The sequence below is a fragment of the Tissierella sp. MB52-C2 genome, from assembly GCF_030931715.1.
In the GTDB taxonomy this organism is placed as follows: Bacteria; Bacillota; Clostridia; order Tissierellales; family Tissierellaceae; genus Tissierella.
In genome coordinates this window covers 2,752,018-2,777,736 of record NZ_CP133261.1, presented here as the reverse complement: position 1 = coordinate 2,777,736, position 25,719 = coordinate 2,752,018, and the positions used below count along the sequence as shown (strand labels likewise).

40 protein-coding genes are annotated in these 25,719 nt (G+C 32.1%); 39 read left to right on the top strand and 1 reads right to left on the bottom strand.

All coding sequences use genetic code 11. From position 1 onward, the window contains the following. Positions 1-38: 38 nt before the first annotated feature. From RBU61_RS14205 to RBU61_RS14185, 5 genes are all read left to right on the top strand, one after another. Positions 39-371 carry a hypothetical protein gene (locus RBU61_RS14205; RefSeq protein ID WP_308876122.1) on the top strand — a complete coding sequence of 111 codons (333 nt, stop codon included), beginning with the start codon at positions 39-41 and terminating at the stop codon, positions 369-371. A gap of 278 nt (positions 372-649) precedes the next feature. Next, entirely contained in the window at positions 650-1,288 is a 639-nt protein-coding gene (locus RBU61_RS14200; RefSeq protein WP_308876121.1) for a putative HNHc nuclease, read from the top strand. A 78-nt stretch (positions 1,289-1,366) separates the two neighbouring features. Continuing rightward, positions 1,367-1,741 carry a hypothetical protein gene (locus tag RBU61_RS14195; protein ID WP_308876120.1) on the top strand — a complete coding sequence of 125 codons (375 nt, stop codon included), beginning with the start codon at positions 1,367-1,369 and terminating at the stop codon, positions 1,739-1,741. 200 nt (positions 1,742-1,941) lie between these two features. Continuing rightward, positions 1,942-2,169, top strand: coding sequence for a hypothetical protein (locus RBU61_RS14190; protein ID WP_308876119.1), 228 nt, complete (start codon positions 1,942-1,944; stop codon positions 2,167-2,169). A 17-nt stretch (positions 2,170-2,186) separates the two neighbouring features. Continuing rightward, a complete protein-coding gene (locus RBU61_RS14185) occupies positions 2,187-2,486 on the top strand; it encodes a hypothetical protein (RefSeq protein WP_308876118.1) in 300 nt (99 codons plus the stop codon). Positions 2,487-2,518: 32 nt separating this feature from the next. Here the strand turns inward: RBU61_RS14185 and RBU61_RS14180 are convergent, their stop codons facing one another. Further along, positions 2,519-2,704, bottom strand: coding sequence for a YjzC family protein (locus RBU61_RS14180; protein WP_308876117.1), 186 nt, complete (start codon positions 2,702-2,704; stop codon positions 2,519-2,521). A gap of 156 nt (positions 2,705-2,860) precedes the next feature. Between RBU61_RS14180 and RBU61_RS14175 the strand changes: the two genes are divergently transcribed. The 34 genes from RBU61_RS14175 to RBU61_RS14010 all read left to right on the top strand — a co-directional run bounded on the left by RBU61_RS14175 (position 2,861) and on the right by RBU61_RS14010 (position 25,671). Beyond that, positions 2,861-3,103 (top strand): hypothetical protein, encoded by a 243-nt coding sequence (locus RBU61_RS14175; protein ID WP_308876116.1) that lies wholly within the window; start codon positions 2,861-2,863, stop codon positions 3,101-3,103. A gap of 13 nt (positions 3,104-3,116) precedes the next feature. Further along, the gene (locus RBU61_RS14170) at positions 3,117-3,254 is read left to right on the top strand and encodes a hypothetical protein (RefSeq protein WP_308876115.1); all 138 of its coding nucleotides are present in this window, start codon (positions 3,117-3,119) and stop codon (positions 3,252-3,254) included. Positions 3,255-3,333: 79 nt separating this feature from the next. Further along, positions 3,334-4,059 carry a helix-turn-helix domain-containing protein gene (locus tag RBU61_RS14165; protein WP_308876114.1) on the top strand — a complete coding sequence of 242 codons (726 nt, stop codon included), beginning with the start codon at positions 3,334-3,336 and terminating at the stop codon, positions 4,057-4,059. After that, positions 4,043-5,314, top strand: a complete 1,272-nt coding sequence (locus RBU61_RS14160) for a PBSX family phage terminase large subunit (protein ID WP_308876113.1) — start codon at positions 4,043-4,045, stop codon at positions 5,312-5,314. The genes RBU61_RS14165 and RBU61_RS14160 overlap by 17 nt, the downstream gene beginning before the upstream one ends. Before the next feature lie 66 nt (positions 5,315-5,380). After that, positions 5,381-6,748, top strand: a complete 1,368-nt coding sequence (locus RBU61_RS14155) for a phage portal protein (RefSeq protein ID WP_308876112.1) — start codon at positions 5,381-5,383, stop codon at positions 6,746-6,748. Next, on the top strand, positions 6,732-7,706 hold the full coding sequence (locus RBU61_RS14150; RefSeq protein WP_308876111.1) for a minor capsid protein: 975 nt from the start codon (positions 6,732-6,734) through the stop codon (positions 7,704-7,706). Before RBU61_RS14155 ends, RBU61_RS14150 begins: the two co-directional genes overlap by 17 nt. A 15-nt stretch (positions 7,707-7,721) precedes the next feature. After that, positions 7,722-8,030 carry a hypothetical protein gene (locus RBU61_RS14145; protein WP_308876110.1) on the top strand — a complete coding sequence of 103 codons (309 nt, stop codon included), beginning with the start codon at positions 7,722-7,724 and terminating at the stop codon, positions 8,028-8,030. Positions 8,031-8,151: 121 nt separating this feature from the next. Beyond that, entirely contained in the window at positions 8,152-8,775 is a 624-nt protein-coding gene (locus RBU61_RS14140) for a phage scaffolding protein (protein WP_308876109.1), read from the top strand. 21 nt (positions 8,776-8,796) lie between these two features. Beyond that, positions 8,797-9,819 (top strand): major capsid protein, encoded by a 1,023-nt coding sequence (locus RBU61_RS14135; protein ID WP_308876108.1) that lies wholly within the window; start codon positions 8,797-8,799, stop codon positions 9,817-9,819. A 49-nt stretch (positions 9,820-9,868) separates the two neighbouring features. Continuing rightward, positions 9,869-10,078, top strand: coding sequence for a Rho termination factor N-terminal domain-containing protein (locus RBU61_RS14130; protein WP_308876107.1), 210 nt, complete (start codon positions 9,869-9,871; stop codon positions 10,076-10,078). A 1-nt stretch (position 10,079) separates the two neighbouring features. Next, entirely contained in the window at positions 10,080-10,424 is a 345-nt protein-coding gene (locus RBU61_RS14125; RefSeq protein ID WP_308876106.1) for a phage head-tail connector protein, read from the top strand. A 1-nt stretch (position 10,425) separates the two neighbouring features. Next, entirely contained in the window at positions 10,426-10,800 is a 375-nt protein-coding gene (locus tag RBU61_RS14120; RefSeq protein WP_308876105.1) for a hypothetical protein, read from the top strand. Beyond that, positions 10,797-11,318, top strand: coding sequence for an HK97 gp10 family phage protein (locus tag RBU61_RS14115; RefSeq protein WP_308876104.1), 522 nt, complete (start codon positions 10,797-10,799; stop codon positions 11,316-11,318). Before RBU61_RS14120 ends, RBU61_RS14115 begins: the two co-directional genes overlap by 4 nt. Then, on the top strand, positions 11,311-11,760 hold the full coding sequence (locus tag RBU61_RS14110; RefSeq protein ID WP_308876103.1) for a DUF6838 family protein: 450 nt from the start codon (positions 11,311-11,313) through the stop codon (positions 11,758-11,760). The genes RBU61_RS14115 and RBU61_RS14110 overlap by 8 nt, the downstream gene beginning before the upstream one ends. Next, a complete protein-coding gene (locus RBU61_RS14105) occupies positions 11,753-11,974 on the top strand; it encodes a hypothetical protein (protein WP_308876102.1) in 222 nt (73 codons plus the stop codon). Before RBU61_RS14110 ends, RBU61_RS14105 begins: the two co-directional genes overlap by 8 nt. 1 nt (position 11,975) lies before the next feature. Continuing rightward, complete coding sequence (locus tag RBU61_RS14100) at positions 11,976-13,277, top strand: phage tail sheath family protein (protein WP_308876101.1); 1,302 nt, start codon at positions 11,976-11,978, stop codon at positions 13,275-13,277. Positions 13,278-13,292: 15 nt separating this feature from the next. Continuing rightward, a complete protein-coding gene (locus RBU61_RS14095) occupies positions 13,293-13,754 on the top strand; it encodes a phage tail tube protein (protein WP_308876100.1) in 462 nt (153 codons plus the stop codon). 14 nt (positions 13,755-13,768) lie between these two features. Further along, positions 13,769-14,185 carry a hypothetical protein gene (locus RBU61_RS14090; RefSeq protein WP_308876099.1) on the top strand — a complete coding sequence of 139 codons (417 nt, stop codon included), beginning with the start codon at positions 13,769-13,771 and terminating at the stop codon, positions 14,183-14,185. A gap of 267 nt (positions 14,186-14,452) precedes the next feature. Next, positions 14,453-14,791, top strand: a complete 339-nt coding sequence (locus RBU61_RS14085; protein ID WP_308876098.1) for a hypothetical protein — start codon at positions 14,453-14,455, stop codon at positions 14,789-14,791. A 37-nt stretch (positions 14,792-14,828) separates the two neighbouring features. Then, positions 14,829-16,940, top strand: a complete 2,112-nt coding sequence (locus tag RBU61_RS14080; protein WP_308876097.1) for a hypothetical protein — start codon at positions 14,829-14,831, stop codon at positions 16,938-16,940. Then, positions 16,940-17,602, top strand: coding sequence for a LysM domain-containing protein (locus RBU61_RS14075; RefSeq protein ID WP_308876096.1), 663 nt, complete (start codon positions 16,940-16,942; stop codon positions 17,600-17,602). The genes RBU61_RS14080 and RBU61_RS14075 overlap by 1 nt, the downstream gene beginning before the upstream one ends. A gap of 10 nt (positions 17,603-17,612) precedes the next feature. Beyond that, positions 17,613-18,566, top strand: coding sequence for a hypothetical protein (locus RBU61_RS14070; protein WP_308876095.1), 954 nt, complete (start codon positions 17,613-17,615; stop codon positions 18,564-18,566). A 5-nt stretch (positions 18,567-18,571) separates the two neighbouring features. Further along, entirely contained in the window at positions 18,572-18,922 is a 351-nt protein-coding gene (locus RBU61_RS14065; RefSeq protein ID WP_308879828.1) for a DUF2577 domain-containing protein, read from the top strand. Then, positions 18,912-19,313, top strand: coding sequence for a DUF2634 domain-containing protein (locus RBU61_RS14060; protein ID WP_308876094.1), 402 nt, complete (start codon positions 18,912-18,914; stop codon positions 19,311-19,313). The genes RBU61_RS14065 and RBU61_RS14060 overlap by 11 nt, the downstream gene beginning before the upstream one ends. Next, positions 19,313-20,389, top strand: a complete 1,077-nt coding sequence (locus RBU61_RS14055) for a baseplate J/gp47 family protein (protein WP_308876093.1) — start codon at positions 19,313-19,315, stop codon at positions 20,387-20,389. The genes RBU61_RS14060 and RBU61_RS14055 overlap by 1 nt, the downstream gene beginning before the upstream one ends. Further along, complete coding sequence (locus RBU61_RS14050; protein ID WP_308876092.1) at positions 20,386-21,006, top strand: putative phage tail protein; 621 nt, start codon at positions 20,386-20,388, stop codon at positions 21,004-21,006. Before RBU61_RS14055 ends, RBU61_RS14050 begins: the two co-directional genes overlap by 4 nt. Next, a complete protein-coding gene (locus tag RBU61_RS14045; protein ID WP_308876091.1) occupies positions 21,007-22,464 on the top strand; it encodes a phage tail protein in 1,458 nt (485 codons plus the stop codon). Then, a complete protein-coding gene (locus RBU61_RS14040; RefSeq protein WP_308876090.1) occupies positions 22,461-22,838 on the top strand; it encodes a hypothetical protein in 378 nt (125 codons plus the stop codon). The genes RBU61_RS14045 and RBU61_RS14040 overlap by 4 nt, the downstream gene beginning before the upstream one ends. A gap of 3 nt (positions 22,839-22,841) precedes the next feature. Further along, entirely contained in the window at positions 22,842-22,940 is a 99-nt protein-coding gene (locus RBU61_RS14035) for a CD1375 family protein (RefSeq protein ID WP_308876089.1), read from the top strand. 156 nt (positions 22,941-23,096) lie between these two features. Next, on the top strand, positions 23,097-23,447 hold the full coding sequence (locus RBU61_RS14030) for a hypothetical protein (RefSeq protein ID WP_308876088.1): 351 nt from the start codon (positions 23,097-23,099) through the stop codon (positions 23,445-23,447). A gap of 66 nt (positions 23,448-23,513) precedes the next feature. Further along, positions 23,514-23,753 (top strand): hemolysin XhlA family protein, encoded by a 240-nt coding sequence (locus tag RBU61_RS14025; protein ID WP_308876087.1) that lies wholly within the window; start codon positions 23,514-23,516, stop codon positions 23,751-23,753. A gap of 12 nt (positions 23,754-23,765) precedes the next feature. After that, positions 23,766-24,470 carry an N-acetylmuramoyl-L-alanine amidase gene (locus tag RBU61_RS14020; protein WP_308876086.1) on the top strand — a complete coding sequence of 235 codons (705 nt, stop codon included), beginning with the start codon at positions 23,766-23,768 and terminating at the stop codon, positions 24,468-24,470. Beyond that, positions 24,470-24,829 (top strand): hypothetical protein, encoded by a 360-nt coding sequence (locus RBU61_RS14015; RefSeq protein ID WP_308876085.1) that lies wholly within the window; start codon positions 24,470-24,472, stop codon positions 24,827-24,829. Before RBU61_RS14020 ends, RBU61_RS14015 begins: the two co-directional genes overlap by 1 nt. Before the next feature lie 212 nt (positions 24,830-25,041). Continuing rightward, positions 25,042-25,671, top strand: a complete 630-nt coding sequence (locus RBU61_RS14010) for a hypothetical protein (protein WP_308876084.1) — start codon at positions 25,042-25,044, stop codon at positions 25,669-25,671. The last annotated feature ends 48 nt before the right edge of the window (positions 25,672-25,719 follow it).

The following is a 25,719-nucleotide window of genomic DNA, read 5'->3' as shown; positions in this document are numbered from 1 at the left end:
ATTTGATAAAATAGGAATTTGGGAGGGGTGGACAAAGTATGACACAACAGGAAGTAAAGGAAATGATAAATGACAGTATTAGAAAATTAAGAGATTATAATGCTATAGCAGAATCAAGAATTGACAATCTCACTTATCGTAAAGATGATATTGAAAAAGGACGCCAATTATTGCTTGAAATACAAAGAGGGGAACTATTTGAAGATGGAAGTGGCAGAAATACAGAATATGAGCTATTAGTGGGGGAGGAAGAATTCAGGGGACTTCGAAAAGAATTAAGAAAAACAAATAACCTTGTTAGTCTACTTAAAGGAGAAATATCTTTAAAAGTATATAGACAAAAGGATAATAGGATAAATTCCAGTTTATAAAGCTGAGGTAACATAATTTTAGTGTCAGTTATGACACAAGCTCTATATTAAACGTCATAATTAATAGAATTAAATATTTAGTAAAGATACCGTATTATTCAGAAAAGAATTTTACGGTATTTTTATGTCGCATAACAAGTATTATATTCAATAAAACAGTAGAGGCTCTAGAAGCCCAGGGAGAAGTAAAACCCCTGGGCTTCTCTTTTTTGAATAGGAACAATGATGTCAACTAAAAGGGGAAAATATAGGTTTTTCGTCAACCAAGGAGGGAGGATATGCAGTACTTCTCACAGATAACGGGAATAAGAGAAACGGAAAAAGGAACGGACCTAATATTACATATACCAGGAGAGTGGGTCCAATCAAAAATAATTAAATATAGAAACAACAATAAAATTAATGCAGAAATAAGAATAGATGATGGAAGAACTATTACAGCAGATCAAAGAAAGAAGATATTTGCAACTGTAAAAGATATAGCATTACTTACAGGAGAGCATCCAGAGGAATTAAGGGCATGGTTATTATACGATTATTGTATAGAAACAGGGGAGATACCTTTTTCTTTAAGTAATTGCAGTATAAGCCAGGCAAGAGAATTCATTACATTTATTATAGATTTTATATTAAAACATGGCATACCTCTAAGTGATGAAGCCTTAAATAGAACTGATGATATAGATCGTTATCTTTGGGGGTGCTTGAAATATAGCAGGTGCTGTATATGTGGGAGAAAAGGAGAAATGCACCATTGGAACGCTATAGGTATGGGGAGAGACAGAAGTAAAATAGATGATAGTGACTTAAGAAAGATACAGCTATGTAGAGAACATCATACAGAAGCTCATGCAATAGGTAGAGATACATTCGGAAACAAGTATCATGTATATGGAATTTTATATGAGGAGGAGTAGGCGGGTTGTATACAAGCCTAAGCTTAATATAGACAGAGTTATGAAATAGATGAGGCAGAGAGGAAAGGGGAGTAGATTATGCTATTTATATCAACATATCAAGATTTACTTAGAGAGATAGAAATATATCAAAGTAGATTAGAGGATTTATATAGAGAAGATTATGCACTTAGAAGAATTGAATATAATAATATAGACTTAAATATATATGTAGATAGAAAACATAAAGTAAACAATGAGGCAGCCATATTACAATCGATCATTGAGGACAAAAAAGAGACACAAAAACAATTATTAGAAAAGCTAGGTAAACTTGAAGGCTTAGAATATCAAATAGCATATAAAAGATTTGTAGAAGGCAAGTCTATCAATCAGATAGCAGAGGAAGTAAAATATAGTGATAGTTATGTTACGAAAAAATCAGCAGAAGTGGGTAAAAAAATAAAAAAGTGAAGAAAAAGTGAAGTTTTTTAAAAAAATAACATGATATAATGGTATCATGGAAGAAAATGTAAGCATATACAGATTTTTCTATGATCATGTGTAAGAAAAGAATAGGATTACAAGAAATCTCACCAAGTTCCCCGGTGGGATTTTTTATTTAATCTAAACAAATATACTTATAAATGATAATTAAAAAATGAGGTGAGAAGATGAATTCAAAAGAGTACATAGCCTATAAATGTTTAAATTGTAATAGAAGTTTTATTCTTCTTGCCAGTGAAGTGAAGCATGATGAAAAAGAAGGTAAATATATAACTTGCCCTCGGCATGGTAAACATAGAAAGATTATAGTAACCGGAGCATACGACTCTCTAAAGGAATGCATGGGGGAGAGAAGCTATAAGAGGGATAAGGGTAAGATGAAACAGATTAAATAATTAGAAGGAGGCTAAATATGAACTTGCCAGATAAAATTGTTATTAGTGGTATGGAATATAAGGTAATAATCACAGATGAACCTTTATTTTGCGATAATATCAGAGCTTATGGACATATTAACTTTGATAAAAAACAAATATTGATTGATAAAACATTAAGGGATAGCCAAGGGCATATTCAAACGTTAATCCATGAAATTATTCATGGGATAGTATATGATAGAGAAATAAATCTTAAGCATGATGATGAGGAAACCATAGTAGATCAACTAGCAAAAGGATTATATCAAACATTAAAAGATAGTAGAATATTTTAAATATGGTAAAAGGTGAAGGGACTCTCTACTATTTATTTGTTCTTATGTTTTGTTTTATCAACAAGCTTATACTTCAATCCCTTATCAGGAGTTGGTGGAAGAGGTTCGTTTTTAACTACAGTTCGCTCACCATGTGGGGTTCTCCCTCCACGAGGACCGACAATTTCGTACTGGCCAGAATAATTAGCTTTTTCACCAGGTTTTTTAAAATCGGACATTAAATCACCTCAGATATATTTTATATCCCTTCACCTTTAAATATATAATTAGATATAAGTTTTAAAAATCCTGCTAATTGTCGGAAAATGTCGAACAATTATAGAAGGATTTTTTCCCTTTCTGTAGAAGTATATACAAAGGGAAGGGGTGACTAGATGAAAATAGAGGGAAAACATAAGTGCGAAGAATGTAATCATGAATATGAGTGGTGGCACCAAGTTACCCAGGAGAATAGTGGTTATTTATTTGATGTAGAGACGGTTCCTAAAAATAAAGTAGTGGTAAATACAGTAGTTAAAGCTATAAAAAAGAATGGATATAGAATACCTTTAGAAGTAAATGCGTACTGTCCAAATTGTGGGAACTTTAACAGTATAAATGTAAAAGTGGAAGATTGAAGGAGGGGAAAGTATGACTGATGAACAAATAAAGGAAATTACTATAGCATTAATCGAAGAAGGCAAATTGTACACGGGAGATAGTAACGAAAAAACGGCTGAAAAAATAGCTGAATTTATTAACAAATTAAGAGAAGAGACAAATAAGTAATATATAGACATCCACAAGGGTGTCTTTTTTCATATAAAAACACACAAATAAAACAACTCAAATAAGTAGGTGGTGATTGTTGGATGAAATCAGGATAAAAGCAAAGCAGGACTATTTAGAGGGAATGAGACAGAAGGATATAGCTGATAAATACAATATTTCAATAAATACCTTAAAGTCCTGGATAAAAAGATATGGATGGTCTGAGGAAAAGAAAAACTATAATAAAAAGGGTGCACCCAAAAAGAAAAGGGGTGCACCCTTAAATAATACAAATGCAGTTGGAAATGATGGAGGAGCTCCACCAGGTAATATTAATGCAATTAAACATGGAGCCTATCAATCCTTATATGCAGATATGTTAAATACAGAAGATAAAATATTATTTAATATGATACAACCTTCTATAAATGTAGATGATGAAATAAGGTTGCTTAGATTAAAGATTGCAGGACTTATTAATAGAGAAAAAACTTTCTTTTATAATATGTTTGGAATTAAAGTTGAAAAAGATATTTCAGAAGAAGATAGAGTGTCAGGTATTAATGCTTGTATGGACCAACTTAGAAAATTGATAGAAACAAAAGCTAAAACTCTAGGAGATACAGAAAAATTACAACTTGATAAAGAAAAATTTGAATTCAATAAATATAAAACAGAAATAGAGTTGCAGCTTAAGAAGGAAAATCTAGAGTTAGAAAAACTTAGAGTACAAGGGGAAGATGAAGAATATGAAGATGATGGATTCTTAGAAGCATTAAAAGGTCAAGTAAGTGAGGTTTGGGAAGATGCTGAAGAAGATTAAAAAAGCTGTGTTCAAATTCAAACCATTTTCCAAGAAACAGTTAAAGGTATTGACTTGGTGGCTGCCGGAATCTCCAGTATCTGATAAAGAAGGAATAATTGCAGATGGAGCTATTCGTTCTGGAAAGACTTTATCAATGTCACTCTCCTTTGTCATGTGGGCAATGGAGACATTCGATCAACAGAACTTCGGAATGTGTGGTAAAACAATAGGCTCTTTTAGGAGAAATGTACTATTCTGGTTAAAATTAATGCTAAAAGCTAGAGGATACCAGGTAAAAGACCATAGGGCAGATAATTTAGTTATAGTTAGCAAAGGAGAAGTTGCTAACTATTTTTATATCTTTGGCGGTAAAGATGAAAGTTCACAAGACCTAATTCAAGGAATTACATTAGCGGGAGTGTTCTTTGATGAAGTAGCATTAATGCCTGAATCATTTGTTAACCAGGCTACTGGTAGATGTTCAGTTGATGGTTCTAAGTTTTGGTTCAACTGTAACCCTGACGGACCTTATCACTGGTTTAAGGTTAATTGGATAGATGAAAAAGATAAGAAAAAGCTAATACATTTACACTTCACTATGGACGATAATTTAAGTTTATCTGAAAAAACGAAAACTAGATATAGATCCATGTATAGTGGAGTATTCTTTCAGAGATATATTTTGGGCCTATGGGTAATGGCCCAGGGAATTATATATGATATGTTTGACAAGGATAAACATATTGCTAAGACTAAGAATAGAGCTTATACAAGATACCATATATCTATAGACTATGGAACTCAAAACCCTACAACATTTGGATTGTGGGGTCTTTTTGATGGGGTATGGTACAAAGTCAAAGAATATCACTATTCAGGCAGAGAGAAGAATAAGCAAAAAACAGATACAGAATATGCAGATGACTTAGAAAAATTTATAGGCAACCTTAAGATTAGAACAATTATAGTAGATCCTAGTGCTGCATCCTTTATAGCAGAATTAAAAAAAAGAGGGCATATTATAAGGAGTGCTAATAATGATGTGGTAGACGGAATTAGGAATGTAGGTGCAGCATTAAATAAAGGATTAATTAAGTATAATGATTGCTGTAAAGAAACATTTAAGGAATTCAGTTCCTATGTATGGGATGAAAGGGCAGCTGATAGGGGAGAAGATAAACCTATAGAAAAGAATGACCATCACATGGATGGAGATAGATACTTTGTTAATACAATATTATTCAATAAAAATGGAATAAGATTCTTAAAATAAGAAGGTGATAAGTTGATAACATTTAATAAATTGCAGAAACAGAAATTAAAAAATGACAGGAGGATAATGGACTCTAACATTATACGAGATTTAATAAATGGGCATAACATTAGTCATATGAGAGAAGGTGAAAAGTACTATTATAATGAAAATGACATCCTAGACAGAAAACAATATTACTACAAAGAAGGAGTCAGGACTGAAGATGAGACAAAGGCTAATAATAAAATACCTCATAATTGGCACAAATTATTAGTAGACCAGAAGGTAGGATATTTGGTAGGTAAGCCTCCAGTGCTACAGGCGGAAGAAGGACAAAAACAGTATGGAGATAGGCTTAACCTTATATTAGGAGAAGAATGGCACGATAGTTTAAATGAATTAGCAAAGAATTCATCTAATAAAGGGACTGAATGGCTACATGTATATATTAACCAAGAGGGACTATTCAAGTTTATTGTAATTCCAGCAGAGGAAATAATACCCATTTATGATACAAGCCTCCAGGAAAATTTAGAAGCCGTATTAAGACATTATTTGATAGAAGTAAACGGAGAGGAAAGAATTAGAGTTGAATGGTGGACTAGGGAGAACGTAACCTTCTATATAGAGGATGAGGGAGGAAATTTTGTATTAGATGATACAGAGCTTAGTAATCCAGATTATCATTTTTACTATAATGATGCTGGCTATGGATGGACTAAAGTTCCATTTATTGAGTTCCCTAATAATGAAAAAAGAGTATCAGACTTAAAATTCTATAAAGCGTTAATAGATAGTTATGATTTGAATGTATCAGATCTAGGTAATAACCTTGATGAAGTGCAAGAGATAATAATGGTGCTAAAGGGATATGAAGGAGAAGATTTAGACAAGTTTAAGGAAAACATAAGATATTACAAAGCATTAACTGTATATGGTGAAGGGTGTGGAGTTGACAAAGTAGAACTAAATATACCTATAGAAGCTAAAAAGGAAATGCTAGACAGATTAGAAGAGAATATATTCATTTTCGGACAAGGCGTAAATATGAAAACTGATAAATTTGGAAACAGTCCATCAGGTGTGGCTTTAAAATTTTTATATTCTTTACTAGACTTAAAGGCTAGTATTATGGAAAGAAAGTTTCGAAAGGCAGTTAAAAGGCTCTTATGGTTTACTACTGAATATATCAATATCATAGATAAAAAAGATTATGACAATACAACGGTCCAAGTTACATTTAGAAAAACTATGATTACCAATGATGAGGAAGATGTAAAGATAGCTAAAGATTCAAAGGGAATAATATCAGATGAAACAATAATAGCTAACCATCCATGGGTTGAAGATGTAGCAGTTGAACAGCAACGATTAAAGCAGCAAGAGGAAACAGAAATAGATAAATATAGTAATTATGAGAATTTAGGTGAGGAAGATGACCAGGACGAATAAGTATTGGAATGATAGGTTTACTTTATTGACCGAATCCTTGCTTAAAAAGGGTGAAAGATATTATCAATATCTAGAAATAGAATACAAGAGAGCTATATCTAGTATACAAAAGGATTTAAGAGATTTTTATGGAAGATATGGTGAAGATATATCTTATGCAGATACTAAAAAGCTACTAACTCCTCAGGAACTAAGAGAATTCAAGCTAAATATGGGCGATTATATGGATGTAGCAGATAGAGAGAGAATAAGCAGGCTCCACTCTTTACAATATCAAATAAGGCAGCAGATAGACATTATATCAGCCACTAGATTAAAGGGATTAACTAGATTATCAGAGGAGTTAATCAGAGAGAGTTACTATAGGTCAATATATGAGGTACAGAAGGGTTTTGGTATAGGAGACACATTCACAGTATTAGATACCAGAACAGTAGAATCAATTATTGCTAAGCCATGGGTACCAGATGGCTCCAATTTCTCTGAAAGGGTATGGAGAGATAGAGAAGTCCTTATGAATGAATTACAAAAGGAATTAGCTCAATCTTTTATTAGAGGAGATGGTCCAGATATGGCCATAAGGAATATATCAAAGAAGATGGAAGTATCTAAGAGGGCAGCAGGAAGATTAGTTATGACTGAGAGTGCTTTCTTTGCTAATGAATCTAGGGCTAGGGCTTTTAAGGAGTTAGGAGTAGAGGAATATCAATTCCTCGCTACATTGGATATGAGAACCTCTGATATATGTCAAGATATGGACTTAAGGATATTTAAACTATCAGAAAGAGAAATAGGAGTTAATTGGCCTCCTTTACATGTATGGTGTAGAAGTACAGTAGTTCCATGCTTTGAAGGTAATATTAAGCAAAGATGGGCAAGAGACCCTAAGACTGGTAAAGGATACTATGTACCCGGGGATATGAAATATAAGGATTGGTATAAAGAGCATGTGGTCTAATAAAAGGAGGAAAATATGAATATACCAGATAAATTAGTTATTAGTGGAATGGAATATAAAATTAAATTAGAAGATAAGCCCTTGTTTTGTAGTAACCAAAGGGCATATGCCCATATTAATTACGAGAGCAAAGAGATATCTATAGATGAAGGATTGCAAGATACTCAGGGTCATCAACAGTCCTTATTACATGAAGTAATACATGGGATTGTATATGATAGAGAATTAGATTTTCAAAATGATGGAGAGGAAACTATTGTAGATCAAATTTCAAAAGGATTATATCAAGTGATTAAAGATAACCCAGAACTGTTTAAGGCTTAGGAATAAGTCTTTTTATTATGCTTAAAATCATCTTTTTAGTATCGAAGATGTAAAAGAACGAGACCACACAAGGGCGGTTACTTGTAAAAAACGAATAGGAATATTAAGGAGGAATGTACAAATGACTTTAGAACAGCTATTGGAAATGGGGCTAGATGAGGAAACAGCTAAGAAGGTATTAAAGGCCTATCAAGACTCATTGAAAGATAAGTTTATACCTATTGAAAGATTTAACGAAGTAAATGAAGAAAAGAAGGAGCTAAAGACTCAAATAGAGGATAGAGATAAGCAACTAAAAGAATTAAAGGTTAAGGCAGCAGGCAATGAAGAACTTACAACAAAGATTACAGAATTAGAAACTCTCAATAGTCAAACCAAAGAAGAATATGAAACTAAGATTATAGCATTAAGGAAAGAAACATCTATAGAGTTAAAACTCAAAGATGAAAAAGCTAAAAATATTAGAGCAGTAAAGGCTTTGTTAGATTTAGAAAGAGTTTCATTAGATGGAGATAACTTAATAGGGTTAGACGAACAGTTAAAGACTCTTAAAGAAAAAGAGTCTTATTTATTTGGTGAAGATTCACTAAGAGGAAGAGGAGATCCAAAACTACCAACAGACCCAATGGATCCAAAGTATAAAAATAATCCATTCAGTAAAGAGCACTTCAACTTAACAGAACAAGGCAAAATACTAAGAGAAGATCCAGAGCTTGCAACAAAATTAAAAGCTGCAGCTAAATAATTTAAAAGGAGAGATTAGTTTATGAAGAACAAAAGTCTTAAAATGAATTTACAATTATTCGCATCTACTACAACTAAAGTAGCTGATGTAATACAACCAGAAGTATTTACTCCATATGTAGTTAAAAGAACAATGGAATTATCAGAGTTAATTCAATCAGGAATAGCAGAGAATGACCCAGAGTTTGATGCACTAGCAAGTGGCCCTAATGTACTTATTCATATGCCATTTTGGAATGATCTTACTGGTGAAGTAGAAATAATGGATGATGATGGGGAAACTATTCCAGGTAAATTAACGACTGGACAAGATATAGCTAGAAAGCTGGCATTTGTTAAGTCATTTGGTGCGAACGCTTTAGCAGGACATTTAGCAGGTGATGATCCTATGAAAGTAATAGCAGATAGATTTGGAGCTTACTGGAATAGAACTTATCAATCAATTTTAATTTCTATATTAGATGGAGTATTTTCATCAACTTCAATGAAAGAAAAGGTGCATGATATAACAGCAGGATTAGGTGCAAAGGCTATATTGAACTCACATTCATTCTTAGATGCACAGCAATTAATGGGGGATGCTAAAGAGTTACTAACTGGTGTTATGATGCACTCTGAGGTAGAGAATCATCTAGTTAAACAGGATGAAATTGAAACTATAAGAGATTCAGAAGGTAATGTAGTAATGAAAACTTATAAGAATAAAAGAGTAATAGTAGATGATGCTATGACCTATGATCCAGTCACTAAAGCTGGAGTAATGTATTTGTTTGGTAGTGGAGCTATAGCGTGGGGAAATGGTTCAGACCCTAAAATACTTGAAACTGAAGTAGTCAGAAAAGGGCTATCTCTAGCAGGTGAAGATGTTTTAGTTAATAGAAAAATATCTATACTTCATCCAAGAGGGATTAAGTTTACTGAGTCCTCAGTAGCAGGTAAATTCCCAACATTAGATGAATTAGAAACAGATACTAACTGGAATAGAGTGTATGAACCTAAAGAAATTAGAATAGTTAAGTTCTTGTTCAAATTGGAGAATGATTAGGAGAAGGATTAATTCCTTTCTCTTAATTTTATTAAGGAGGTATGTAAAAATGGATAGGTATCAAAGAAGGGTACAAAAACTTAGGGAGCACGTATTAGGGCACAATAAAGAGAACGAAGAAGATATTAAAAAAGAAGAAAAAACAATTGAAGAAATGACAGTAGATGAATTAAAAGAATTAGCAAAAGAAAAAGGATTAGAAGGATATTCTAAATTAAAGAGAGATGAGCTAGTTGACCTATTGATAGAAGGTGAATAAAATGACTCAATTAAAGTTAGAGAAGTTAAAACAGTTACTAGGTATGAAAGATGATAGTAAAGATTTTATATTAGAATTTACAATAGAAAAAGTAGAAGATACTATAAAAAATTATTGCAACATCAAAGAAATTCCAGTGGAACTTAATACTACAGTTTTAAGTATGGCCATAGAACTATATAGAATAGAAAACTTTGGGAATGAAGAAGAAGGAAAAGATGTAAAGTCAATTCAGGTAGGAGATACTACAACAACATTTGAAACTAAAATAAGCAAAGATATATCTAAGCAATTACTAAAGGATTACAAGGCACAGATTAATCCATTTAGAAGGTTAAGATGGTAATATGAACAATCATATAGAATTAGCAAGAAAGGCCATAGAAAGTACGTACAAAGGCATATGTACTATATGGGAGTATGCAAGTGTAGAGGACGAGGATACAGGAGAAACAATAACAAGTCCAAAACCAGTACCGGTTCATGAAAATATACCTTGTAAAGTATCGAAGAAAACCATATCTTCAGTAAGCAGTTCAGAAGTAGCAAATACAATAAAATATGAGCCAGTACTATTTATAAGCCCAGATATAGAAATAAAGGCAGGTTCAAAACTAGTAGTTACTCAAAATGGAGTAACTAGAGAGTATAAGAGAAGTGGAGAGCCTTTCCCTTATGTAACACATCAGGAAATAGTATTACAAAGGATTGATACAGCATGAGCATTATTGGAATATGGGATACTAAACAGCTTGAAGAGTGGCTTGAGAAAACTAGGGGATTGGACGAGGAAAAGATACAAAAATTTCATGAGGATACTATTAAGGAGATTGCTGCAAGAGCATTAGCTAAAATTATAGCAAGGACCCCAGTTGGAGAATATGGTGATAAGTTAGTAGAATTTATTACTAAAGATAATAAAAAGGTGAGCTTTACAGCTAAATCGAATAAAGTTGGGGGAACTCTTAGGAGAGGGTGGACAGGCGGTAATGATATAGACCCTTATTCTTATATACTAGCAAATACAGAGGTTGTGAAAAAAGGAAGGATCTATACAATTATAATTTCTAATATTGTATTTTATGCTCCCCACGTAGAGTTTGGGCATAAAACTATAAATGGTGGTTTCGTGGATGGGCAATTTATGATGACAATATCAATGGATGAAATAGAAGACGAACTTCCAGCATTATTGGAAAAGAAATTCAATGATTTTCTAGGAGAGTATTTCAATGAGTAAAGTAACTATAGATGAAGTCAGGAAAGCCATATCAAGAAAGATAAATACTTTTAGAGATAAGGAAACTACAAAGATATATAGTGAAAGCATAGAGCAAAATTTCCATGAGCCTTGTTTCTATATTAGAGAATTAAGGTCTAATCAAAACAAAGAACTAGGTAATAGGTATAAAAGAGGACACTTCTATAATATACATTATTTCCCTAATCCAGATAATGAAAAGAAAAATGAGGAAATGAGGGAAATGGCAGAGGTTCTATATGACCAGATGGAATATATAGAGGTTGCAGATAGACCACTTATGGGCTTAGAGATGAATCATAAAATAGTTGATGGAGTGCTACATTTCTTTGTAAAATATCCAATGTTTATATATAAGGAAATAGAGTTTATACCTAAGATGGAAAACTTAGAGTATGAAGGAGGGGTAAAGCATGGCTGAAAAAACTAAGTCAAGAACAAAGACTAAAACAACTGAAAACAAATTCACTAAATCGCAAGTCCTTGCAAGTAATAAATTAAATTACAGCAAGGACTTAATTAATGCAATTTTAAAAGAAGATGAAACTTATACATTGGAAGAAGTGGAAACTGAAGTAAATAAATATCTAAAAGGTGAAGTAGATTCTAAGAAAGACAAAAGGAAGGTGAAATAGTATGGCATTAGGTGGAGGTACGTTTATAGTGCCAAATAAAGCATTGCCAGGAGCATATATTAATTTTGTATCAAGAGCTAGGGCGTTAGGAAATTTAGGAGATAGAGGAATAGTAGCATTACCCTTAGAAATAGACTGGGGAGCTAATGATGAAGTCATAACTATAGATTTAGCAGAGTTTCAAAAGGAGTCATTGAACATATTAGGTTATGGATATTCAGATGATAAGTTAAAGCCTTTAAGAGAAGTATTTAAGGGTGCTAAGACAGCAAAGATATATAGACTTAATGGAAATGGAAAAAAGGCTACTACTACTATAGGTGACAATCTAACCATAGCAGCTAAGTATCCAGGCATTAGAGGAAATAATATTAAAATAGTAATACAAGCAAATATAGATGATGAGTCTAAATTTGATGTAATAACTTATTTAGATACATCGAAGGTAGATACTCAAACAGTTGAAACAGCTAAGGATTTACAAGATAACAACTTTGTTATATTTGCAAAGGAGGGTACATTAGAAGTCACTGCTGGAACTCCTTTAAAAGGTGGAGAAAATGGAACTGTATCAGGTGAAGCATATAGTAAGTTCCTAGATAAAATAGAATCAGAAGATTTCACCATTCTCCTGTATGCGGGCGAAAATGAAGTAACTAAAGCGTTGTTTGATAGCTTTACAAAGAGATTGAGGGATGATGAAGGGGTTAAAATTACGACTGTATTATTTGATTATACTAAGGCTGATTTTGAGGGTGTAATAAGTGTTAAAAATAATAAAGAACTTGTATACTGGGTAGCAGGACAAACAGCAGGAGCAGCAGTTAATGAAAGTTTAACTAATAAGAAATATGATGGAGAATATGAAGTAAATGCTAAATTTAAGAAAAGAGAATTTGAACAAGCTATTCAAAATGGTGAGTTTGCATTTTATCAAGATGGTAATGACATTAGAGTATTAACTGATATTAATACATTTACTAGTTACGAACCTAATAAAAATCAAGATTTTAGTTCTAATAGGGTTATCAGGGTTTTAGATCAAATAGCGAATGATACAGCTAGAATATTTAGTGATTATTATTTAGGCAAGGTTACAAATGATGATACTGGAAGGACTTTATTCAAAGGCGAATTGGTAAACTATCATGAACAACTACAGAATATTAGAGCTATAGAGAATTTCAAGGAGAAAGACATAGTTATATTACAAGGGGTTAAAAAGCAAGATGTAATTGTAAATGAAGTAGTTACTCCTACTGATGCTATGGAAAAATTATATATGTCTGTTGAAGTTAGATAGAAAGGAGAGGATTATATGGCTTTTATGAGGGCAGAAGATGCTATAAGTGGTAAGCTAGGAAAAGCATATGCTACTATAAATGGGAACGTAGAAGAAATGCTATATCTTAAAAATATTGAAGCTAGTATTGAAAAAAATAAAATAGAAGTACCGGTTTTAGGTAGAACGGGTAACCAGCATAAAGCTGGTGGTTGGAATGGGACAGGTTCTATGACAATTTATTACGCTACAAGTAAATTTAGAGAATTAATGCTTGAGTATGTTAAGACCGGCAAAGATATATATTTTGATATACTGATTGAAAATGATGACCCTACAAGTGGACTAGGAAGGCAAACAACAATACTAAAAGGAGTAAATCTTGATAGTGTGATTATAGCAAAGTTAGATATAGAATCTGAAACATTGGATGAAGAGGTTAGTTTTACATTTAATGATGTTGATATGCCAAACAAATTTAGAACTATGGGACAATAAGAGGAGGAATATAAATGAGTGGATTAAGTGCGTTTTTAAGTCAAAATGTTATTCAAATTGAAAATGAAAAGCATGTGGTATCAAATAGGTTTGCTGATAATGGAAATCCTGTTGAATGGGAGATAAAAGCTTTATCAGAGGAAGAGAATCAAGCTATTAGAAGAGCCTGTACAAAGGTAATTGGGCGCAAAGGGCAAAGAGTACCTGAAACCGATTATGAGTTGTACCTTACTAAACTAATAGTGGAATCAGTTGTATATCCAAATTTAAGAGATGCAGGGCTTCAAGAATCATATGGAGTATTGGGTGCTGAAAGTCTAGTTAAGAAAATGCTAACAGCAGGTGAATATGCTAGATTATTAGAAAAGGTACAAGAGGTAAACGGATTTGATAGAGATATGGAAGAGCTGGTAGAAGAAGCAAAAAACTAATAGAAGGGGGGGATAGTGAGGCTAATTATGCTTACTATGCCCTCCACAAGCTTAAAATAAGACCTAGAGAATATGAAATTATGGATAAGTATGAGAAGGCATTTGTAATAGCTAGTATAGATATTAAGATAGAAAATGAAAAGGAAGAGGCAGCTAAAATTAAGAAATAGCTGGAGGTAAGATAAAAATATGTAAATAAGGCAATACATGGAAAACCCCCTTATAATTTGATATAATGAAGGTAAAAAAATTATAAAGGAGGATACTATGTCTAAGGTAATAGCAGGGGATTACAAAGAAAGTAGATTTGTAAATTCTAAAGATGGAATAATTATAGCAGTGAGCTTTACTAAGAGAGTATTAATAAACAAGGATACGGTTGAAAGTTATGAATTAGTTGATGAAGAACATAGAACAAAGGCTATGAGTGCTATAGGTAGGGGAATGGTAGGTTCTTTGGCCCTTGGCCCTGTAGGGCTATTGGCTGGACTATCAGCTAAAAAGAAAGGATCCTATTTGGTCGCTGTAAAATTTAAGGATGGGAAAGAAAGTTTGTTAGAACTTGATGATAAGTTATATAAAACTTTGGTAAAGACATTGTTTTAGGCACCTGAGAAGGTGCTATTTTTATACCTGAAAGTAGGTGATTATTATAGCTGGAATAAAAACAAGTATTAACTTAATAGATAATATGTCTAAGGTTTTAAATAGAATAACAGGTAATGCTATAAAAATGAATGATGGAGTGGCAAGAGCACAGGAAACAATGAACAAGAGGACCCAGTTTGCTGAAAATTTAAGCCGAGATGAGCGAAAACTCATCAACTTAACTGACCAACTAGAGTATCAACAAAGAACCGTTCGTAGACTATCTAAGGAATTTCAAAAATCACTTGACACAATGGGAAGGAATGCTGATACTACATTAAAGCTAGAAAAGCAGCTATTATCAGCTGAATCCACAGAAATAAGATTTGCTGAGGCGGTGGATAGAGCTAGTAAGAAGCTAGAGGAACAAGATAATAAGATGAGAAATAGTGTTGATACTTCAGGAAATTTAATCAATAAAGTTAAAAGCCTTGTAGGAGCTTACTTAAGCTTTAGAGCTGCAAAGAAACTAATTACTGATACAATAGGTGGAGCAGGTGAGCTAAATCAAAGAGTAGCAGTAATGCAAGCTGCATTTGGAAATCAAGACATCGGTAGGCATTATTTTAATAGATTGCAATTATATGCTATAGATACAAGGAATGATATAGAGGATTTGACAGAAGTAACAAGAAATTTTATGCAACTAACTAAAAATACAAATAAACTTATGGGATTAACTGATGTAGCTAATAGACTGTCTATGAGAACAGGAAATATAGGAAGTGCCGAAGGGATGATGCAGGAGGCTATGAGGGGAGAGTATTCAAGGTTACAAAGGTCACTACATCTTACTGATAGTCAAATAGAACCATTGAAAAAGGCAGTTAAGAGAGGTTCACTAGATGGTATGATAGGAGCTTTTGACGAAGCATTGAACACTGCAGGATTAACTGATGAAATTGTAAAAGCATATCAAGATAATCCTATGCAAAAGTTCTATAAAGCTATTGATAGAGGTAAATTAAAGTTAGCTAAAGCTGGGGAAGAGGCATTGATGAGATTAGAACCCACCTTTGACAAAATAAATACTTGGTTACAATCGGCTAATGCTGATCAGTTTTTTGGAGCAATAGCTGCTGGTGTATCAATTATTGTGAATGGCATTATATGGTTAACTGAAACGGTAGCTAATAATTGGGATATCATCAGAGCTATATTAGTTTCTATTGCAGTTGTTTATTTAGCTTATATTATAGTTCAATTAAAAACCATTATACCCAAGCTTTGGTCTACAATACCCCCAATATTAGCGCAAGGAGCAGCATGGATGGCTACACATTGGCCGATTATGATAGTCATAGCTGCAATACTAATATTTATAGGAATATTGAAACGGGCAGGAGTAACAGCTGACCAGGTAACAGGGTTTGTAGGAGGAGTATTTGGTGCATTGTGGGCAAATATTTACAACGGGATTGCATATGTATGGAATATTTTTGCAAGCTTTGCTGAATTTTTTGTTAATCTTTTCATAGATCCCAAATATGCTGTAGAAAAGTTGTTTTATGACCTGGCTATGAATGTATTAGGATTTTTCAATAACCTATTCAAAGGAATAGTTGATGGATTGAATTGGGTAATTGAAAAGATGGATAAGTATTTAGGAACTGATATAGGAACAGTTCAGTTAAAGTTTATGGATAATGCTATGTCCAAACTAGAAAAGTATAAACCTAAAAGCGATAAAGATGTATGGGAAGCTGTACGAATGGAATATAAGGATTATGCTACAGAGATAAAAAAGGGTTATGACTTTGGAGCATCATTACCTGGAAAGTTTTCGCAAGGGTTATATAGTATAGAAAGTGCTATAAACAACTTTGGATCACAAGAAGATTTATGGAATGCATCACAAAGAGATACATTAGGATCTATTGATGATAATACTAAGAGTCTTAAAAAGACGGAGGAAGATTTAAAATGGATGAGAGATTTAGCAGAGCAAGAAGTAGTAAATAGATTTACTACTGCAACCCTAGCTCCACAAATAAGCGTAGCATTTGGAGATGTAAGAGAAACTGCCGATGTAGATGGAATAGTTGCACATATAGAAAATATATTAACCGAACAAATAAATATAGCTGCGGAAGGGGTGCACAACTAATGTACTCTTTTTATTTTGATTATGAAGGGGATCATATACAATTACCTGTTCCCCCTCCTAATTTTACAATGAAAATCAAGGGAAAAAACAAAGTAATAGAATTATTAAATGTAGGAGATGTAAATATATTAAAAGAACCAGGATTAACTGATATAAGTTTTAAAACATTACTTCCAGGGAAGGAATATCCTTTTGCTATTTATCCTAATGGTTTTAAAACACCAGATTATTATACTGGTAGGTTTAAGAAATATAAAAAAGATAAAAAGCCTATACTGTTCACTATAATTAGAGAAGCTCCTTGGGGAGAACTTTTATTTGATATAAAGATGAAAGTATCACTGGAAAGCTACTCTATAGAAGAAAAGGCAGGAGAAGAAGGAGATATATATGTTGGCTTAGAGTTAAAAGAATACAAAGAATATTTAACACAAGAGGTTGCAATGTTAGATATTAAAGATGGAAAAGCTATTGTTACAATCAAAGAACAAAGACCATCCAAAATTCCAGCAAAGAGTTATACGGTTAAGGCGGGTGATACTTTATGGACCATAGCTAAAAGAGAATTGAATGATGAAACTAAGGTAAAAGAAATAGCAAAACTAAATAATATATCTAATCCTAATAAAATAAATGTAGGGCAAGTTTTAAGATTGTCTTAGGGGTGATAGTATGTATAAACTATATATAGTAAATAACAAAAAAACATGGGAACCCATTATAGAAGGCTCTGTTACATGGGAAACAGCTAGAATGGGGCAACCTGGGAAATTAAGCTTTAATGTTGTTAAAGACGAAAAGATTGACTTTCAAGAGGGTAATGAAGTCCAATTTATGGTTGATGATGAAAAAATATTTAGAGGATATGTATTCTCAAAAGAGAGGGATAAGGACCAAATTATTAAAGTTACTGCTTACGATCAGTTAAGATATTTAAAGAACAAAGATATTTGTATATATGAAGAGAAAAAAGCTTCAGATGTAATAAGTAAAATAGCAAAGGACTTTAATTTAGAAACTGGAACAATAGCAGATACAGGTTATGTAATCCCTAGTAGAGTAAGAGATAATATGACTTTATTTGATATTATTTATGATGCCTTAGATCTAACCTTGATGAACAGAGGAAAATTATATGTACTATATGATGACTTTGGTAAATTAACTCTTCAGGATGTAGAAAAGATGAAGATGCCTAACTTAGCATTAGGTGAATATAATAGTCAAAATTTTAGCTATAAAACTGATATAGATACTGATACTTATAACAAAGTTAGGCTATATAGAGAGAATGAAAAGACTGGTAAAAGAGAGATTTATGAAGTTAAGCATAGCCAAAATATGAATAAATGGGGTACTCTACAGTACTTTGAAAGTGTTAATGAAGATACTAATGCTAAAGTCAAGGCAGAAGCAATATTAAAGATGAAGAATAGAGTAAATAAAAGTTTATCATTAAAAGATGTACTTGGAGATACAAGAGTTAGGGCTGGTACAAGCGTAATGGTTCTTATGAGAGACATAGGAGATATATCAATTAAACAATATATGCTAGTAGAGAAATGCAGTCATGTATTTAGCAATAATGAAAATTGGATGACATTAGATTTAAGAGGTGATATATAGTGAGTATGATACAGATAATAAAACAAGCAGCTATTGACGCAGTAGACCAAAGTTCACCAACGAGTGTATCTTATGGTATAGTTACTAAAGTAAACCCACTAGTAATCAATGTAGATCAACGAATGAATATATCTAGTAGAATGATACTCTTAACTTCAAATGTAATTGATAAAGAAATAGATGTTGAAATAGAAGATGAAACAGAAGAAACTAATTCGCATATACACAAGTACAAAGGGAAAAAGAAATATAAAGTTTTAAAAGGGCTAAAAGTAGGAGAAAAAGTATTATTATTAAGAGTTCAAGGTGGACAAAAATATATTGTCTGGGATAGGTTGTGGAATTATGATACCTAAGATTGAAGATATAAGTATAGGTCAGCAAATAGAAACAGTGGAAGAGCCTACTTATACATGGAAAATCAAAGGGAATAGAATAGTCGGATATACGGATGAAATTGAAGCTATGGAGCAAGCTATATATTTGCTACTCAATATAGAACGATATAGGCATGAAATATATGATTGGAACTATGGAATTGAATTGTCAGATTTACTTGGTAAGGATAAAGCTTATGTATATTCAGAAATGAAACGAAGAGTAAAAGAAGCATTAATGAATGATGATAGGATAACAGACGTTAGTGGCTTTATATTTGAAAATCCTGAAAGGAATACTATTCATGTTAGATTTACAGTTCATACTATATTTGGAGACATAGAATCCTCCAAGGAGGTGAATATATAGTGTTTGAAAACATGACATTTGAAAATATATTACAAAGAATGCTTAATAGAGTACCTAAGAAATATGATAAAAGGCAAGGAGGAATAATATGGAATGCTTTGACTCCAGCTGCAGCTGAATTAGCGCAAATGTATATTGATTTAGGAATGGTTGAAGATAGAACCTATGCAGATACTGCTACAGGGGATGATTTGACTAGAAGGACATCTGAAAAAGGAGTAAATAGATACCAGGCAACAAAAGCGATAAGAAGAGGAATATTTAAAACCAATAATGATTTACCTCTGAACGTACCTATGGGAAGTAGATATACAGGAGATGACTTAAACTATAAGGTTATAGAAAAAATCAAAGATGGAGAATTTAGGCTAGAGTGTGAAGAACCTGGAGATAAGGGGAATAGTTATTTAGGTACACTTATACCAGTTGAATATATAGATAGGCTTGTATCCGCTGAATTGGCGGATATTTTAATTCCTGGGGAAGATGAAGAAGACGACAAACATCTAAGGGAAAGATATTATGATAGTTTAGAGAGTCAAGCTTTTGGAGGGAATATAGCCGACTATAAGAAAAAAACTAATGAAATAAATGGTGTAGGTGGTGTGAAAGTATATCCAGTTTGGAATGGTGGGGGGACTATAAAGCTTGTAATAATTGATAGTAACTATAATAAACCTTCACAAGAATTAGTTGACTATATTCAAAATGAAATAGATCCTCTTGAAAAGCAAGGAGAAGGTGTAGGGATAGCACCAATAGATCATGTGGTAACTATAGAAGGTGTTACAGAAAGTATAATCAATATAGAGACAAAAATAACTTTTCAAGATGGATATACTTGGGAACATATAGAAGATAATTTTAGAAATGCAATAAATAGTTATTTAAACGAACTAAAGAAAAACTGGCAAAATGAAAATAACATTATTATTAGAATTAGCTACATTGAAACTAGAGTTTTGGGAGTACCTGGAATATTAGATATACAGAATACTAAATTAAATGGAATAGCTGAAAACCTTGTATTGTCAGATGTAGAAATACCTTCGCTTGGTGAGGTGGTTGTAATATGAGAAAAGTCGAAACATATTTTCCAGATGTATTGCATGATGTAGAAGAGTATAAAGAAATAGCAAATACTGAAAACCCCGAACTTGAAGCAACTTGGCAATCAATAGATAATTTAATAGATGACCAATTTATTGAAACTGCTACAGAGAGAGGAGTTACAAGGCGGGAAAAACTGTTAAAGATAACTCCATCAAAGATTGATAGTTTAGACGATAGAAAGCTGAGGATTTCATTAAAATGGAATGACAGATTGCCTTATACCTATAAGGTATTAAAAGACAAACTAGACCAAATATTTGGCGATAACTATCAAATAGAAAGGTTTATTAATGAACGTATTCTTAAGGTTAAAGTTAATTCTTTTAATTGGAATATATTTAACTTAGTTACAGATGAAATAAGAAAAATGATACCTGCTAATATGATACTGGAGTCAACTATACATCAGAAAACAGAATCTAGCTTTTATGTAGGCATGGCCACTATATCAGGAGAAGAAATAACAGTATATCCTTATTCGCCTAAAGAACTATTATCAAAAGGTAATATTTACATTGCAACAGGAAGCAACACAGGATTAGAGAATGTGACAATATATCCTAGAAAGGAAGTGATTTAGATGGCAGAACAATTCTATACGATATTAACTAAAATAGGTAAGGCAAAAATAGCAAATGCTAGTGCACTAGGTAATAAAGTAAACTTCACACATTTTGCACTAGGAGATGGGAACGGAGATTACTATAACCCTACTGAATCCCAAACTGAACTTAGAAAAGAAGTTTGGAGAGGAAACATAGGGCAAATTGTAGTAGATGAAAATAATCCAAGCTGGATAGTATTAGAAACTATTATACCTGCTGATGTAGGTGGTTTTACTATTCGTGAGGCAGGAGTATTTGATAGTGAAGGTAATTTATTAGCAATAGGTAAATATCCTGAAACATATAAACCTCAGGTACAAGATGGTAGTGCTAAGGATTTATATATAAGAATGATACTAGAAGTAGCAAATACATCTGTAGTTAATCTAAAAGTAGATCCTTCTATTATATTAGCAACTAAAAAAGATGTAGATATTTTAAGTAATAGAATTACTAAAAATGAAAGAGATATAGCAGAATTAAAACAAGGCTCTAGTACAATAGAAGATTTACAAACAGAGAATAAAACTTTGGCAGGAGCTATAAATGAACTTTTTCAATCTGGGCTTGATGGTAAAAATCTATTAGAAACCTCTATCAAGTCCAAAGGTGGAACGGTTTCTAAAATAGGTCAAGTTGCTACATTTAATGAATTAGACTTAGGTGTAAAGTCAATCATTACAGACCCATCTATAGGTACTACGGATGCATTAGCAGGAGATATACTATCTGGCAAGAAGGTAGTATCACAAGGGAATTTGCTAACAGGAACAATGCCAAATCGTGGAGCAGTAAACATTACACCTAGTCAAGCAGACCAAACGATAGTAAATGGTTATCACAATGGAGCAGGGAAGGTGCTAAAAGTTCCAGTACCAGTGGCAAATGTCTTAACAGGAACTACAATAGCAGGAGCTACTGGAACTATGCCAAACAGAGGGGCTTTAAATCAAACAATTACATCAAACAATGGACAAATTAATATTTCATCAGGATATTATACTGGTGGGATTATTAAGGCTATATTTGCTAATCTAGTTGCGGACAATATTAAAAAAGGTGTAAATATTGGTGGTGTAGTTGGTACTTATGAACAAAGTGTGCAACTAAAAAGAACTCAAGGACATGTGACACTTAGAGGTTATAGTAAAGGAGTAATGACAACAATGGAGACAGGTCTTCAATCAGATTTTGTATATGTATTATTTAACTATTATTTAGCTGGACAGGAAAGATATCTTCCAATTTATTTACAGAGGGGAAGTAGATATATATTAGAGAATAAAAGCACAATCGAACAATGGGTTCAATTTACAGCTGCAGGTACTTTAAGATTTTATGCAGAAGATACATTAAGTGATAACGATTGGATTAATCGAGGTGACACAAGCGCAAGGTTTGATAGTGTTTATGCTGCTTTAGCACAAGATTGATAATAAATGAGAGAAATAATAAAATAAAATTAAATTATTATGCAAGATTAAAAGAGGATAACGTATGTATAGAAATTGTATCAACACCTAAAAATCTGAAAGGTGTAAAAGGATATGTACCTATACCAGATTACAACGAAACTCTACTTTATAGGAAGTATGATGAAGTAACAGGCTGGTCAGAAGAAAGATATGAGCCTGAGGTTGATGCAGTATTACAAGAGAGGATTCAAGAATTAGAAGAAACAAATTCTAATTTGATTCAAGAAAATATAGAGCTTAAATTAGCATTGGCAGAGTTAGCAGAATCAAATGAAACAAAAATAACAGAATTACAAATTGCTATAGCTGAATTAGCAGAAAGGGGGGCGTAGAAAATGGCTAAAATTTATTTAGACTTAATTAGTAAGAAGTTAAGAACATTAGAGCAAGTACCAGCAACTTGGAAAGATGAAGTAGAAAGGCTTATGAAGTAGTAAGATTTTTATATAGCTAAATAATTTAAAGGGCAATAGACTAGACTATTGTCTATTTTATTGTCATTCTGAAAAAAATATCAAAAAAATGACAGTATTCGACATAAAAACCTCTTTTCTTTATATATAATGTAATAAAAAGAAGGAGGAATCTATATGATAGAAACAAGTTTAAAAGTAACAGAAGTATTTTTGGAATATCCAATAGTTATAGCTAAGGTTGTAGTATGTACGTTCTTTTTTCTAAAATTAATAAAAAGCGATTTTACTTTGGATCTAGCTGAAATTTGCATATCTTTAATTAAGTGTTTAGCGTATGGTGCATTAGCATGGTTTATTTTCGTGAATACAAAGGAATTAGAACGCATAGATGTATTAACTTATTTTACTTTTTTGTTAGCTTGTATTGAAACAGCACACAATTTTGCGAATTCTGTTGGACTATATATAGTTGGATTAATTAAAATTTTATTCAAGAAATCTATAGGAGAGAAATATGGTATTTAAAAAAACATTATTAGAACTTAGTTTTGAAAACTAAGTTCTTTTTTAATACAAACTTGGAGGGGTGACATGGAAAAAGTAGAACAACAAATAATTCAGCTTTCAAAAGAGGATGAAAGGCATGAAAGAAGATTAAATGATCATTCTAAGAGAATTGATTCATTAGAGCAGTTCAAATCGAGTACACAAATTGAAATTAAAAACCTAATAGAACAAATAAAATCATTAGTATCCACGATTAAGTGGTTCATGGGGCTTACCTTTACAACATTGGTAGGCTTTTTTATTTGGTATATTCAAAGACTATAGGAGGGGATATAATTGAGTAATTTTAGATTTCTTAGCATAAAAGAATTAATCAAAGAACTAGATAAATACACATTTAAGCAACTCCATATTCGCCATACATGGAAACCGGAGCACAAGGATTTCAAAGGAAATAATCATGTTGCTATGCAGCAGTCTATGAAAAATTACCATGTAAACACTAACAAATGGTCTGACATAGGACAACACCTTACATTATTTCCAGATGGTAAGTGGGTTACTGGTAGACCTTTCAATATAACTCCTGCTAGTATTAAAAATTGGAATACTGGAGCCTTAGCTGTAGAAATCATAGGTAATTTTGATACGGGTCACGATAAATTAGAAGGTAAACAGAAAGAAGAAATATTGAAGCTGATAAAATATTTCATAGATAAATATGGAGAATCTAGTATTAAATTTCATAGAGAAGGACCAGGAGCAGGGAAAACTTGCCCTGGAACATCTTTAGATAAAAATAAGTTAATCCAGGAGGCTAAGATCATGGGTGAGAAGAAGGAAATAGAACAACTAGATATAATTAAAATTAATCTACATGGTAAGTTAATAGAAGCACAAGGACTATCTAAAGATTTAGAAGGTAAAGGAAATATGACACAATTTGTACCTATAAGATTTTTAAATAATTTAGGCTTGAATGTTAGCTGGGACAATAAGAATAAAACTGTAATTATTGATTACAAAGGAGAGGATAAATAATGTTAGAATTCATAAAAGTAAATATAAGTTCAATCCTGGTAGTTCTATTATTTGTTATAGGACTACTTTTTTTCTATAAAAGAGGGAAGAAGGAATTTGTTAGGCAAGTAGTGTTATCTTTAGTAGTGCAAGCTGAAAAATCCCTGGGATCCAAAACTGGAGATTTAAAATACATGATGGTTGTCGAAGGTATATATAAAATATTACCACCTATATTAAGGATACTTATTACTAAAAAAGAACTTGATAACATAATAGAGGATTCTGTTCAAGTTCTTAAAGAGTATCTAAGTAGTGAGACTACTTTATTAGGATATGAAGATGAATATTTTGAACTTTCTAGTGATACCCTGGATTAATTCCAGGGTTTTTCTTATTTTTTGAAAAGATACTAACTTGAGCATATAAAATTATAGATTGAACAATATTTTAAATTAATTTGGCTAAACAAAAGAATAGCTCAACAAATAAATATTACAATACAGAAATACAAGAATACAAAAATACGGATTGACAAAATTTCAAGAAGTGATATAATTAGGATAATATAAAATTTAAAGGGAGGAAGAATATGTTACCAGAAAAAGAGATTGAAAGAAAAACAGTACCGTTTAGTATAAGATTATATGAAACGGATATTGAAAGGATTAGAAAAGATTCAGAGACTCTAAAGACTTCCCATGCAGAATATATCAATAGGTTAATAACTGGCGAAGTAGTTAATTTAGGTGATCAATATACAGATATGGAAATATCATCTATCAGTTATGGTGGGGCTAGTCTTGAAAATGTAGTTAAATATAGGTTTAAGGGAAAAATGATATTTACCACAGGATATAGACCATGTAAGACCAGGATGTTAGATAATATGCTTGAAAAAGGAGTTTTAAAAGCAGAAATTGAAAAATTATATGGATCAATATCAAAAGAAATTATTAATTGTGAAGAAAAACATTCGTTAACTCATTGTCTAAATGTATATGAAACAGAGAAATCAAAATATATTGTTCATTCATTAGTTTATTTTGTAGATAATGTAGATAATATTGGAATAAACATTTCGGAAGTTTATCATGGTGAGGGAAATAGTGGTATGGAGAATAAAGAAGAAGTATTAATAGTGGTAAATGATAGACTTCTTGTCAGTGAGTATGATTCTTTAAGACAACTGTTAACAGATAATATAATATATTTAGATTAACACTATTAATATTAGTATCTAGTATATTATTATTCTGTAATCATATCA